This window comes from Burkholderia sp. WSM2232 (assembly GCF_000472545.1).
Taxonomy (GTDB): Bacteria; Pseudomonadota; Gammaproteobacteria; order Burkholderiales; family Burkholderiaceae; genus Paraburkholderia.
The window spans coordinates 58868-72345 of sequence record NZ_AWZV01000035.1 but is presented as its reverse complement, the minus strand read 5'-3'; the positions used below and the strand labels follow the sequence as shown (position 1 = coordinate 72345).

Annotated in this window: 11 protein-coding genes and 1 pseudogene; 8 read left to right on the top strand and 4 right to left on the bottom strand. The window is 63.7% G+C overall.

Annotated elements, in window-relative coordinates; genetic code table 11:
* A pseudogene (locus tag F757_RS36320) lies at positions 1–344 on the top strand (hypothetical protein); the annotation flags it as partial.
* A gap of 165 nt (positions 345–509) precedes the next feature.
* On the opposite strand, the gene F757_RS0126165 reads toward F757_RS36320, so the two are convergent.
* Positions 510–1238 (bottom strand): GntR family transcriptional regulator, encoded by a 729-nt coding sequence (locus F757_RS0126165; RefSeq protein WP_013342153.1) that lies wholly within the window; start codon positions 1236–1238, stop codon positions 510–512.
* A gap of 161 nt (positions 1239–1399) precedes the next feature.
* Between F757_RS0126165 and F757_RS0126160 the strand changes: the two genes are divergently transcribed.
* The 4 genes from F757_RS0126160 (at position 1400) to F757_RS0126140 (ending at position 8043) form a co-directional block, all read left to right on the top strand.
* Complete coding sequence (locus tag F757_RS0126160; RefSeq protein ID WP_027213965.1) at positions 1400–2620, top strand: pyridoxal-phosphate-dependent aminotransferase family protein; 1221 nt, start codon at positions 1400–1402, stop codon at positions 2618–2620.
* A gap of 222 nt (positions 2621–2842) precedes the next feature.
* A complete protein-coding gene (locus tag F757_RS0126150) occupies positions 2843–4129 on the top strand; it encodes an MFS transporter (protein ID WP_027213964.1) in 1287 nt (428 codons plus the stop codon).
* Positions 4130–4132: 3 nt separating this feature from the next.
* Positions 4133–4918 carry a 2-keto-4-pentenoate hydratase gene (locus F757_RS0126145; protein WP_051376867.1) on the top strand — a complete coding sequence of 262 codons (786 nt, stop codon included), beginning with the start codon at positions 4133–4135 and terminating at the stop codon, positions 4916–4918.
* Positions 4919–5022: 104 nt separating this feature from the next.
* Positions 5023–8043, top strand: coding sequence for an FAD-binding and (Fe-S)-binding domain-containing protein (locus tag F757_RS0126140; RefSeq protein WP_027213962.1), 3021 nt, complete (start codon positions 5023–5025; stop codon positions 8041–8043).
* Positions 8044–8161: 118 nt separating this feature from the next.
* Here F757_RS0126140 and F757_RS0126135 read toward each other — a convergent pair whose 3' ends face one another.
* Positions 8162–9082, bottom strand: a complete 921-nt coding sequence (locus F757_RS0126135; protein ID WP_027213961.1) for a helix-turn-helix domain-containing protein — start codon at positions 9080–9082, stop codon at positions 8162–8164.
* A 175-nt stretch (positions 9083–9257) separates the two neighbouring features.
* Between F757_RS0126135 and F757_RS0126130 the strand changes: the two genes are divergently transcribed.
* The 3 genes from F757_RS0126130 to F757_RS0126120 all read left to right on the top strand — a co-directional run bounded on the left by F757_RS0126130 (position 9258) and on the right by F757_RS0126120 (position 11400).
* On the top strand, positions 9258–10181 hold the full coding sequence (locus tag F757_RS0126130; protein ID WP_027213960.1) for a DMT family transporter: 924 nt from the start codon (positions 9258–9260) through the stop codon (positions 10179–10181).
* A gap of 215 nt (positions 10182–10396) precedes the next feature.
* Positions 10397–10654, top strand: coding sequence for a hypothetical protein (locus F757_RS0126125; RefSeq protein ID WP_025599175.1), 258 nt, complete (start codon positions 10397–10399; stop codon positions 10652–10654).
* A gap of 146 nt (positions 10655–10800) precedes the next feature.
* Entirely contained in the window at positions 10801–11400 is a 600-nt protein-coding gene (locus F757_RS0126120; protein WP_027213959.1) for a LysE family translocator, read from the top strand.
* A gap of 262 nt (positions 11401–11662) precedes the next feature.
* Here the strand turns inward: F757_RS0126120 and F757_RS0126110 are convergent, their stop codons facing one another.
* Both F757_RS0126110 and F757_RS0126105 read right to left on the bottom strand, forming a co-directional pair.
* Positions 11663–12952, bottom strand: a complete 1290-nt coding sequence (locus F757_RS0126110) for a winged helix-turn-helix domain-containing protein (RefSeq protein ID WP_027213958.1) — start codon at positions 12950–12952, stop codon at positions 11663–11665.
* A 245-nt stretch (positions 12953–13197) separates the two neighbouring features.
* Positions 13198–13476, bottom strand: coding sequence for a hypothetical protein (locus tag F757_RS0126105; protein WP_027213957.1), 279 nt, complete (start codon positions 13474–13476; stop codon positions 13198–13200).
* Positions 13477–13478: the final 2 nt, after the last annotated feature.

Below are 13478 nucleotides of genomic sequence, written 5' to 3'. Positions count from 1 at the left end.
TACTAGCACAGGCACTGGCCGCCGAGATGGTGCAGCACGGCCAGGGCATGCAGATCGTTGCCACGTCGGGCGGTACTGGCATCGTGCTCAACGTGACGGGTACGCAAAGGGCGGCAGCGCCTGCCGAACCGCAGTTTGGACTGCGTTACTTCAGGCCGCTGACGACTCTCGGGATCGTCTGTATGTGCGGTCTTCTGGGAATCTTTCTGGACGTCACGATCGCTCCCGCTGGTCTGTATGCGACAGTCCCGGCATTGTTCATCATCCTCATGACAAACGAAGCGCTCGGTGCGCAGGCCAGATACAACGAAGTGGAAGACGTGTTCTACGGGCGTTCGTCCTGACTGCATGACGCCTACTTCCGCCGCCCCTGCGCTGCCCATACATCGACCGCGCGCCAATTGGTCCTTCGCGTCAATCACTTACGTTGGCTATGCGAACGTTGTCCACAGGTTTGCGAACACTTTGCGTGGACAACTCGCAGCATTTCTACTCTGACGTCCCCGCTCTCAAGCCTTCAACCCCGACCCCGCAGCAGCCTCGTCCCGCGCCTGCACCTGCAACACCGCATCGCGCTTGTCCAGCAGATGCTGCCGCAAAATCGCGCTCAGCTTCTTGCCGTCCCGCGCCTCGAGTGCCTTGAGCATCTCGTCGTGATCATGAATCGCGCGGTCCCACTTCGGGATCTGGAAATTGGAGCGAAAGCGCAGCGCCTGCAAGCGCCGGTTCACTGACACGTAAGTCTGTCGCAACGCCGAATTTCGCGCGGCTTCATTGATCTTGTCGTGAATCGCCTGATTGCGGCTGTAGTACCCAGCCAGGTCGTTTTGCGCGCGGCACGCGAGCATTGCGTAATGCAACGCCTTGATCTCGGCGAGTTCGGCGGCAGTCATCCGCTCGGCGGCAAGTTCGCCGGAGAAAGCCTCCAGCCCGCTCATCAGTTCGAAAGTCTCGCGCAACTCTGCTTCGGACATTTTCGACACCGACGCGCCGCGGTTCGGTGAAATTTCGATCAGCCCTTCGGCGGCCAACACCTTCAGCGCCTCGCGCAACGGCGTGCGCGAAATGCCGAGCGTTTCGCACAGCTCGCGCTCGTTCAGCTTCTTGCCGGGCTCCAACACACCTTCGACGATAAACCGTCGAATGTGCTCGACCACCGTGTCATGCAAGCGTTGCCGCTCGACCTTCGGCAGTGCCGGCGACGCCGGCAAGCTGCCTTCAAATTCGGAATTTTGCATACAAACGTACCTGAGGCCTCGTTGACTTCATTTTATCGGATCACCGCGAGCGGCGTAAGAGCGCGGGTAAACACCTGTCCGCTAAGGCAATTTTTGCCTTTCTAGTCGTCCCGGACGTCTGATATAGTTTTTTGCATGCAAAATTCAATCGGAGGAGCGTAATGCTGAAGTTAGATTTTCATCCCGCCGGCCGTCACTTCCTGCAGATTCCCGGGCCGAGCCCGGTGCCCGATCGCATCCTCCGTGCGATGAGTTATCCGACCATCGACCACCGCGGGCCGGAATTCGGCGAACTCGGTCTGAAGGTGCTAGACGGGATCAAGAAGATCTTCAAGACGCAGCAGCCCGTGGTGATTTATCCGGCCTCCGGCACGGGCGCATGGGAAGCGGCGCTCTCCAACACGTTGAGCCCGGGCGATCACGTGCTGATGTACGAAACCGGACATTTCGCGACGCTCTGGAAAAAGATGGCGGAAAGCCTGGGTCTGAAGCCGGAGTTTCTCGGCTTGCCGGGTATTGAAGGCTGGCGGCGCGGTGTTCAGCCGCAGATGATTGAGGAGCGTTTGCGCGCCGACACCGGGCGTTCCATCAAGGCGGTCTGCGTTGTGCACAACGAAACGTCCACAGGCGTGACCTCGGACATCGCTGCCGTGCGCCGCGCCATCGACGCCGCGGGCCATCCGGCCCTGCTGCTGGTCGACACGATTTCGGGCCTTGCGTGCGCGGATTACCGCCACGACGAGTGGGGCGTCGACGTCACCGTTTCAGGTTCGCAGAAGGGCTTGATGCTGCCGCCGGGCATCAGCTTCAACGCCATCTCGCCGAAAGCTCTCGCCGCCAGCAAGCACGCGAAACTGCCGCGCAGCTTCTGGGACTGGAACGAGATAGTGGAGATGAACAAGACCGGCTACTGGCCGTACACGCCGAACACGAATCTGCTCTACGGCCTGCACGAGGCGATCGACATGATTCTCGGTGAAGGGCTCGACAACGTTTTTGCGCGGCACGAGCGTCTTGCCGAAGCGACGCGTCGCGCGGTGCGAGCCTGGGGACTCGAGATCCAGTGCATGGACCCGGCCGTATATAGCCCGGTGCTGACGGGAGTGATGATGCCCGAAGGGATCGACGCGGACGCGGTTCGCAAGCTCATTTACGAACGTTTCGACATGTCGCTCGGCACGGGCCTTGGCAAGATGAAAGGGCGCATGTTCCGCATCGGCCATTTGGGCGACTGCAACGACCTGATGCTGCTTGCCACGCTCGCCGGCTGCGAAATGGGGCTGCGCCTCGCGGGCGTGCCGCTCAAGGAAAGCGGCTTGCCTGCCGCTATGAACTGGTTGAGCGAGCCGACGCAAGCCGCAGGTTTAAAAGCGGCAGCCTGAACCGACCGGCAAGCCAGGCCGGCAGACCGCGCCGGCAGGCTCACGGCAACGCATCAGTACAAAACGAAGAACGCAAGCAGGCATCAACGAAGTCAGTTCCATCATGAAGCCGCGCGCAGAACGCGGCCCTGAAATGCGATGGCGAGGCGGCGCGTGCCGCCTCGCACCGACGAAGCGCGCCATCTCAGGAGCGCCGTCGATACATGCAAACGGAGAGAGACGATGAAGCGGTTTCGTGTGACCAGTGCGACCAGTATTGTTCTAGTGATGCTCTGCATCATGTACTTCATCACCTATCTGGACCGCGTCAATGTGAGTACGGCGGCGGCGGGTTTCGGCAAGGAATTTCATCTCTCGCATACGGAAGTCGGCCTGGTTTTCTCGGCTTTCGCTTATCCCTACCTTCTGTTCCAGATTATCGGAGGCTGGGTCAGCGACCGTTTCGGCGCAAGGCGCACGTTGCTCGCATGCGGCGCGGTGTGGGGCATCGCCACCTTGCTGACCGGTTTTGCGGGCGGCCTGATTTCGCTGCTGGCGGCACGCGTGCTGCTCGGTTTCGGTGAAGGCGCAACCTTCCCGGCGGCAACGTCCGCGATGGCGCGCTGGGTCGCGAAAGAAAAGCGCGGCTTCGCGCAGGGCATCACGCATGCGGCATCGCGCGTCGGCAATGCGGTTGCGCCTGGCATTGTCGTACTCGTAATGGCGAATTGGGGATGGCGCGAATCGTTCTACATTTGCGGTGCGTTCAGCCTGTTGTGGGTTGTCGTGTGGGCGTTGACATTCACCGAGCACCCGAAAGACCATCCGCGCATCACGAAGGAAGAGCTCGAAATTCTGCCCGCCCCGAAAGCGAAGTCGGCAGGCGTGCCGTGGGGCAAGCTGTTTCGCCGCATGATGCCCGTGACGATCGTCTATTTCTGTTACGGCTGGACGCTGTGGCTCTTCCTCAGCTGGATTCCGCAGTACTTCCTGCACAGCTATAACCTCGAATTGAAGAAGTCGGCGATCTTCGCTTCGCTGGTGTTTCTCGCCGGTGTGGTTGGCGACACGCTTGGCGGCATTGTCACCGACTACATTTACACGCGCACTGGCAACCTCAAGCGCGCGCGCAGCTGGATGGTCTCGTTGTGCATGCTGTTCTGCCTGCTGTCGCTGATTCCGCTGATGTTCACGCACAACCTGTATCTGTCGATGGCGTGTCTCGCGTCAGGCTTCTTCTTCGCCGAAATGACGATTGGCCCGATGTGGGCTATCCCGATGGACATCGCGCCCGAAGCGTCGGGCACGGCGAGCGGCATCATGAATACGGGTTCCGCGCTCGCGGCCATCATCTCGCCGGTGGTGGGCGGTTTCCTGATCGACTACTTCGGCAACTGGGAATTGCCGTTTGTCGGCAGCATGCTGTTGATGGCGCTTGGCGTCGTGCTGGCGTTCCGCATGCAACCGGAGAGCAAGTTTGCAGGCGGTGCGGCCGACAAGGGGCAGGTCTCCACCAGCATGGGCGTGTAAGCGATGCTCCGGTCCTTGCGCGCCGACGCCATCAAACCGAGCACCTCGCCGCTCAGCCGCCTGCTTGCCGATGCGCGCCGCGATCACGCGACGCTCGGCAAGCTCGAGCCCAACAGCGCGCCCGCCAACGCAGACGAAGCCTATGCCATCCAGCACGAGATACTCGGCATCGCCGGCGCGCGGGTCGGCGGCTGGAAGATAGGGGCAAAGTCGACAGATGGTCCGATTCAGGGCGCGCCGCTGCCGGATTTCGATCTGCACTCTGACGGCGCTACGTTGCCGCGCACGGACTTTGCGCCGCTGGGACTGGAGCTGGAGATCGCTTTCCGCTTCGGCCGCCGCTTCGAGCCTTCAGCAACGCCGTATAGCGAAGCCGACGTGCTCGCGGCAATCGGCTCGTTCGGCGCGACCATCGAGATTGTCGCCAGCCGTTTCGCCGAGTGGCCCGACGTCGACAGGCTCGCGCAACTCGCCGATTTGCAGAACCACGGTGCGTTGATTGTCGGCGAGTTCATGCCGTATTACGACGATTACCCGTTTGCCGCGCCGCTTCTGCGGTTCGAATTCAACGGACGCGATGTCGTGGAGTTGACGCCCGCCAACCCGGCCGGCGATCCGCGGCGCCTGCTGACGTGGCTCGTCAATCACGCGAGCTCGCGCGGTATCGCAGTGACGCCGGACATGATCGTCACCACGGGTTCATACACGGGCATGTTTTTCCCGCGAAGCGCGGGCACGGCACACGGACGAATTGAAGGACTGTCGCCGGTCAGCGTCACGCTTTACTGAACCGCATTCGGGGCATTCAGCATGCCGCGTTCACTGTGCCTCACCGCATTCCCCTGGTGTACTGCATGCAGTGCAACACACGTAGTGCAACAATCATCGACGTTATGACGAATCCCACTTCCGCTTTGCTGGTCAAGCCGATTCATCTGGTGCCGTCGGCGGCGCGGCTGACAACGCCGCTCGCGCAACATTTGCGCAAGGCGTTGCGCGGCGACGTGCTGTTCGACGCCGCAAGCCGCGGCCGTTACGCGACGGATGCGTCCATCTATCAGATCATGCCGGTCGGCGTGGTGGTGCCGCGCGATCAGGACGACCTGCGTACGGCGCTCGAAATTGCGCGCAGCGAAAAAGTGCCGCTGCTCGCCCGCGGCGCGGGCACGAGCCAATGCGGGCAGACCGTCGGCGAAGCGCTTGTGATCGACACTAGCAAGTGGCTGAACAACATCGTCGACTTCAATGCACAAGCGCGCACCGTCACAGTTGAGCCGGGCGTCGTGCTGGATCATCTGAACGCATGGCTCAAGCCGCATGGCTTGTGGTTTCCCGTGGATGTGTCGACGGCTGCGCAGTGCACGATTGGCGGCATGGCGGGCAACAATTCGTGCGGCTCGCGGTCCATCGAATACGGCAACATGGTGCACAACGTCGGGGCCATCGACGCAATTCTCGCCGACGGCAGCGAAGCGCATTTCGCCTCCTTGCGCGAGCCGCCGCAAGGGCTGCGCTTGCAGCAGATCGTGGAAGGCGTGAGGCAGATCGCACAACGCGAGCGCGACGAGATAGCGACGCGCGTGCCGAAGGTGTTGCGCCGCGTCGCGGGCTACAACATCGACCTGTTCGATTGTCAGAACCCGCGCGCCTATACCGACGACGGCATAGCGAATCTCGCGCATCTGCTGGTGGGCTCCGAAGGCACGCTCGCCTTCAGCCGTCAGTTGACGTTGAAGCTCGCGCCGCTGCCCGCGCACAAGACGCTGGGCGTCGTCAATTTTCCGACCTTCTGGCAGGCGATGGATCTCACGCAGCACATCGTCAAGCTGAAACCGGTTGCCGTGGAACTGGTCGATCGCACGATGATCGATCTGGCGATGAGCAATCCTGCGTTTCGTCCGGTGGTCGCGAAGGCGCTGGTAGGCGAGCCGCAAGCCGTGCTGCTGGTGGAATTCGCGGGTGAGTCGCGCGACGCGCAACTGCGCTCGCTCCGCCAGCTCACCGAGTTGATGGCCGATCTCGGCTTGCCTGGCTCGGTTGTCGAAATGCCGGACATGAATGCGCAAAAGGCGCTGTGGGAAGTGCGCAAGGCCGGGCTGAACATCATGATGAGCATGAAGGGCGACGGCAAGCCGGTGTCCTTCATTGAAGACTGCGCGGTACCGCTCGAACATCTGGCCGAGTACACAAGCCGGCTGACCGAAGTGTTCCATCGGCACGGCACAGAGGGCACGTGGTATGCGCACGCAAGCGTCGGCACGCTGCACGTGCGGCCGATTCTCGACATGCGCCGCGACGGCGCGCCGAAAATGCGCGCGATCGCCGAAGAAGCTGCGGCGCTGGTGCGCGAATACAAGGGCGCGTATTCCGGCGAACACGGCGACGGCCTATGCCGCGGCGAATGGGTCGCGTGGCAATACGGTCCAAAACTGAATCAAGCGTTCGGCGAGATCAAGGCGCTCTTCGATCCGGAGAATCGCTTCAATCCAGACAAGATCGTGCGTCCGCCAAAAATGGACGACGCAAGCAACTTTCGTTTTGCGCCGGGCTACCGTGAACAGCGCATTGAGACCGCCCTCGACTGGTCCGCGTGGAATGTCGAGCGCGATCCGCTGACGGGACGCGAGAGCGCGCCGGGCAGCGGCAACGATCTGTCCGGCGGCCTCGCGAAGGCCGTTGAAATGTGCAACAACAACGGACACTGCCGCAAGTTCGACGCGGGCACCATGTGCCCGAGCTATCGCGTGACCAAAGACGAGCAGCATGTCACGCGCGGGCGCGCCAACACGTTGCGTCTGGCGATTTCCGGGCAGCTCGGCGAAGCGGGCCTCGCCAGCGACGACGTCAAGGAGACACTCGATCTGTGCGTGTCGTGCAAGGGGTGCAAGCGCGATTGCCCAACCGGCGTGGATATGGCGAAGTTCAAGATCGAGGCGCGCGCCGCACGTGTGAGGCGCCATGGACTCACGCTGCGCGACAAGCTGGTCGCGTTCATGCCGCGTTATGCGGCAACGGCGAGCCGCGCGCCGGGTCTGATGGCGCTCGCCGACAAGGTGCCGGTGCTGTCCGCGTGGTTCAAGCGCTCGGTTGGCTTCGCCAGTGACCGGAGCTTGCCGCGCTTTAGCAAGCCGTTTCTGTCGAACGTGAAGCCGGGCGTGAACTCGCGGGGCGCAGCGCTGAAGGAAGTGCTGCTGTTCGTCGATACATTCAACAACAACATGGAGCCCGAGAACGCGCGTGCTGCGCAACGCGTGCTGGAGGCAGCGGGCTACACGGTGCACTTCAATACGCGGCAAGGCGAGCGGCCGGTCTGCTGCGGCCGCACCTTTCTCGCGGCTGGGCTCGTCGACGAAGCGAAGCACGAAGCGCGGCGCATGCTCGATCTCTTCAAGCCGTTCGTTGAGCGCGGGGTGCCGGTTGTCGGCCTGGAGCCATCGTGCCTGCTGTCGTTGCGCGACGAGTTTCTGCATTACGGTTTTGGCGACGAAGCGCAGCGGCTCGCCAACGAGGCATTTCTGTTCGAAGAGTTTCTCGTGCGCGAGCAGCAGGCCGGACGCTTGCAGCTTGCGCTGAAACCTCTGGCCACGCAGCAGGCGCTCGTGCATGGCCATTGCCATCAGAAGGCATTCGACGCCTTTACGCCCGTGCAAACCGTGCTGAAGTGGATTCCGGAACTGACGGTCTCGACGGTGGAGTCGTCGTGCTGCGGAATGGCGGGCAGCTTCGGCTACGAAGCGGAGCACTATGCGACCTCGCAGGCGATGGCCGAGTTGTCGCTATTGCCCGCGGTGCGCAAGATGCAGCCGGGCACGATCATGGTCGCCGACGGTACGAGCTGCCGCCATCAGATTCACGACGGCGCGGGTGTCGAGGCGATTCACGTCGCTCGTGTACTGGCGATGGCGCTGCAATGAATGATGTGGCGTGAGCATTCGGCGTGCGCCTTCAGAGCTTGCGGCTTCATAGCTTGCGCGTTTCGTCCCAACCGCACAGGTATTCCAGGTGCGTCCGCGCGCTGCGCGACAAACGTCGCTAGCGGATCGCCACGGCCTGCCGGTACGCGCCCGGCGATACGCCCACGCCCTCGCGAAACCGGTGGCTGAAATGACTGGCGTTCGCATAGCCGCATAGCTCGGCGATCTGCGCGAGCGGCAGCGCGGTAGTGCGCAACAGCGTGCGTGCGCGTTCCAGGCGCTGCTGCGCGATCCATGCAGCGGGCGGCAAACCGAACGACTCGCGGAACATCCGCGCGAGATGGAACTCGGACAGCGCAGCCACCTTCGCCAGTTCGCCGAGCGTGAGCGGTTCTGCGAGATGGTTCTCGATGTAATCGCGCAGGCGCCGCCGTGTGGCCACCGACAAGCCGCCCTTCAGCGCGGCACCGGTGCGTCGCACGCCCTGCGCACGCAACAACAGACTCAGCACTTCGTGCGCGGTTTCGTTGGTGCGCAGCAGGCCGTCGGCATCGTCCCAGTGTTCGTTCGCAAGCAACTGACACAATCCGGCGATGCGCGGGTCTTCGAAATACGTGCGATCGGCGAGCGTCAGTTCCCGGGGTTCGCGGTCGAGCTCCTGCACAGCGCGCTGCGTGAAATGTTCCGGCAGGAAATACAGGTGCATGAAGTGCATGTGCCCGCGCACCCACCAGCGCGATTCGTGATCGCCGGGCAACGCGCACAGCCGCGACGGCGCGCCGTAACGGCCCGGCACTTTCTGGCGCTCGGTGCGATAGCCGCCGTCCAGATAGCACGACAGTGTGTGGTGGCCGGGCCGCTCGTAGACGGTTTCGGCGACTTCTGTCTCGCGTGTCCAGACGGCAATGGCAAGGCCGTCGCCGAGCCATGCGAAGCGCTCCAGGTTCGCATTCGAACTGCTGAGCGTGTGACACACCGACTGAATGCCGAACGGCGTTTCAGTGGCATCGGTCTCGGGGACGGGCGCGCTCGTGTTCACGGGACTGGCTTGGCGGTTGTCGTTTTTTGCGGAGATCAGCCGAGTATACGGCTCGCGACGCGCGACGACACGGGCAGCGGCGATGCACGCCGAAAAATGCGCAATCCTGGACAAGTTCCGCGAGCCGCGCTGCGTCATAGTGCGAGGCCCGTACTCGCTGTATGCAGGCCTCACCATGAATCTGTTCCTTTATGCGATTACCGTGCTGATCTGGGGCACGACGTGGATCGCGATCAAATGGCAACTGGGCGCGGTGCCGCCGCCGGTGTCGATCGCGTGGCGCTTCTGGATCGCCGCACTGCTGCTGTTCGCGCTGTTGCGCATCATGCGCCGGCCCATGTGGCCGCCGCGCGCCGCCTGGCGCTTTCTCGTCGCGCAGGGGCTGGCGCTTTTCTGCGTCAACTTTCTGTGCTTTTACTACGCGGAACAGGTGGTGCCGAGCGGGCTCGTCGCCGTGGTGTTTTCGACCGCGCCGCTTCTGAATTCGCTCAACGGACGGCTGTTCATGGGCCGCCCGTTGCAGCCTTCCGCGATTGCCGGCGCGATGCTTGGCCTCGTCGGCATTGTGTGTCTGTTTATTCAGCAAATGAGCGGGCATCTGGGCGATCACGCGGCCTGGGTCGGGCTGGGCATCGCGTTTCTCGGCACGCTGTGTTTTTCGGCGGGCAATCTGCTGTCGAGCCGGATGCAAGCCATGGGCTTGCATCCGTTCGCCACGAATAGCTGGGCGATGCTGATCGGCGCGAGCGTGCTGACCGTGGGCAGCGTGTTGGCCGGCTTTCCGTTCGCGATCGAGCCGTCGGCGCGTTACGTCGGTGCGCTCGCGTATCTCTCGGTGTTCGGCTCGGTGATCGGCTTTACCGCGTATCTGATGCTGGTCGGGCGCATCGGCCCGGAGCGCGCGGCTTATTCGACCGTGCTCTTTCCCATCGTCGCGCTGGCGGTGTCGACGGTATTCGAGGGCTACCAGTGGTCTGCGTTGGCGGTGATCGGCTTGCTGCTGGTGGTGGCAGGCAATCTCGTCGCATTCGACATGAGCCGGCGCATCTTCGGGCGGCGCGGTCATTGCAGCGACATGAAGCGTAAAGCGCACCCCTAAAAGCGCTGCGGGTGGTTTTTGCAAGCGCAGCGGGCGGTCTGTAGCAAAGCGTCGCAATGTCGCGAACTTTCCCCACGTCGCCGCGGTGCATGGCGGGCGGCGAGTGCGCCGGCTTGACTCGCGCGGATCGCGAATGGACGGCAACGCTTGATCGGTATATAACAAGCGTGAATGGATGGCTCGTTCATGACGCTTTAACGGGGAGATGCATCATCATGACGCAAGACGTAACACCCAAGCCGCCCACGGGCGACCGGCCCGATCTGGAAAACCTCGACGCGGCGCTGAGTCACGTGGATCAACAGGTGTCATCCGGCAGCATAGCGTCGGGCGCCGCGAAGGGCATTCTGTACAGCCTGATCGAAACGCTGGGCACGTTGGTCGGCGACCCCGACCTGCCCGAGCATGCCCGTTCGGGCTACGAAGGGTTGCTCGAAGCCGCTCGCGAAATGCGCGCGAAGCTGGACCACTAAGCGGCGTTCGCGACTTGTCCGCCTGGCACTGACGATTGCGATCGGCCGTGATCGGTTGCGATCGGTCATCGCGGCCGGTTGCCGCGCGTGGTGCCCGTCCGCTTCTGTGATAAAAAGGCGCACCGTTTTTCACCTTGCGCCTTTCCATGTTCTCTGCGTCCGCTATCGCGCTGTTCGCCGTCGGCATTGTCGTCGTGCTGATCACGCCGGGCCCTACCAATACGTTGCTTGCATCAGCCGGGCTGCGCCAGGGCGTGCGGCGCTCCGTGCCGCTCGTCGCCGCGGAGCTCGCCGGCTATCTGGTTGCCATTTCCGTGTGGGGACGCTTTCTCGCGCAGGCCGCGCACGCGCTGCCGTGGCTGCCCGCCGCGCTGCGGGCGGCGGCGGGTTTGTACATTGCGTGGCTCGCTGTCGACATGTGGCGCGCAGCCGTCGCGCTGCCCGACTCCACGCAGAAAGCGAACGGCATGCGCAGCCTGTTCGTCGCGACGCTGCTCAATCCGAAAGCGCTGCTCTTTGCGGGCACGATTTTTCCGGCTGACGCTTTTGCGCACTGGCCTGCGTACCTGGTGGCGATGCTGGTGTTCGCGTGCCTGCTCGCGCCCATTGCGCTTGCCTGGATCGCGTTCGGCGCGGCGCTCGGCAGCGGCAGGCTCGGCTGGCTCGACCCGGCGAAGATGCAGCGGGGCGCGTCGGTTGTGCTCGGGGTGTTTTCGCTGTCGCTTGCGTGGTCGGCGTTGCATTGATTTTGTGCTGGTATGGCGGTGATGGTGCCGCTGGCGCGGGCTGCTGCCATTGCCACTGCGACTGCGATTGCCCCTGCCGCCAGCAACCGCTGGACCGCTGGGCGCTGGACCGCTGATCGCTGACCGCTGACCGCTGACCGCAGACCCGCTGACCCGCTGATCGCTGAACAGCTGACCGCTAAACCGCTGACCCGCAGACCCGCTGACCGCTGACCGCTGACCGCTGACCGCTCATCCGCTCACGGCGACGCCGGGATCAGGCTCACACGTCTGTACTCGCATCCGCATCCGCGTCCGCCCTCGCCCTCGCCCTCGCCCTCGCCCTCGCCCTCGCCCCCAAGTCCGCGTTTGCGCCGAGCGCCTCCATCCATTCCGGCGCTGCCGACGTGATCTGCAATTGCGGTGTGCCGTGCCAATCCGCACACCGTTGCAAGGCCCGCCGCAAATCGCCGGCGAGCCGGGCGCTCGGGCGCACGCCCGCTTCCATATGCACCGATTTCAGCTCGAAGATGCCTTGTGCGCGGTGCGCTTTGGCATCGACGCGGCCGACCAGGCGCCCGCGGCTCAAGAGCGGCAGCACGAAATAGCCATACTTGCGCTTGGCCGCCGGCGTGTAGCACTCGATCGCGTAGTCGAAGTCGAACAGCGCGGCCGCTCGCTTGCGGTCCCACACGACGGGGTCGAACGGCGACAACACGGTCGTCACGGTTGACGCGAGTTTGCCGCTCGCAGCGTCGTCGACCAAGGGCGCGAAATCGCGATGCACGAATGTGTCATGTTTCCAGCCGGGCACCTGCACGGCGATCAACTCGCCCTGATCGGCCAGCGCCCGAAGATCATCGCGATACGGACGGCGCGGCAGCCGATAGTAGTCCGCCACCCAGTCGGCCCGCACGACACCTAGCGCCCGGCAGGTGCGGCGCAGCAGTTCGCTGGAGACGACATGCGCCGGCGGCAGATCGCGAGCGTCGTTCCAGTTCGGCAACACGCGTTCGGTCACATCGTAGACGCGCTGAAAATTGCGCCGCTCCGTCACCATCAGTTGCCCGATCGCAAACAGCACTTCCAGGTGACGCTTCTCCGGCTTCCAGTCCCACCAGCCGTTACCCTTGCCGGACTCGCGCGCGAAATCCGCCGAGCGAACCGGGCCGCTCGCGCGAATGTGCTCAAGGAGCTTGTCGATTTCGCGGCGATGCCTGGCGTGCCAGTCGGCCGCGTATTTCCAGCCCATGCCGCTCGGGTCCAGCATGCGATGGCGCAGCAGACCGTAGTCTTCGATCGGCACGAAACAGGCTTCATGCGACCAGTACTCGAAGAGTTTGCCTTCGGCGAGATGCTCGTCGAGCCAGTGTTGCGAGTAGGCGCCGAGCCGGCTAAAAAGCACGAGATAAGGGCTGCGCGCGACCACATGGATCGTGTCGATCTGCAATTGCGCCATGCGCCGGATTGCGTCGAGCACGTCGGCTTTGGTGGCCTTGCGGCGCGGCGGCGACAGCAGACCTTGTGCAGCGAGATGAAGCGTGCGGGCGGCGGACAGCGAAAGAGTCTTCACGCGAACGTCGTTCAGTAGGTGGCTGCGATGGAGCGGGCAGGGAGCGCGCCGCAATCGGCAGACGATACTTTAGCGTGAACGCGACGGGGCGGTGCGGGAAGGCGGTTCGGCGTGCCAGTGGCGCAACCGGGAGCGGACGTGAGGCCGAAGGGAAGCGTCGGCGCTTTGCGGCGCGGGTACGGTGCGGCGCGGGTACGGCGGGGGACGGCGTGCAGGCGGCCCTTTCTCCCGTTTGCGACGGCGGCTTACCAACCGCGTCCGTGGTGCTTGTCCCAGCCGCGGTGGCGGCCATGACCGTGGTGCCAGCGGCGCTCCCGGTAGTAGTCGTCGCGGTAGCCGTAGCCGTAGACCGGCTGAGGTGCATAGACGACGGGCGGGGGCGGCGCATACATCACCGGCGGCGCGGCGTAGATGGGGCCCGGGGTGTTGACGAACACGCCGACATCGACGCCGGCGAAGGCAGCAGTCGATGCGCAGGCGGCGACAAGTCCCAGGGCGGCAATCACGTTGGCGCGTGTGTTCATGC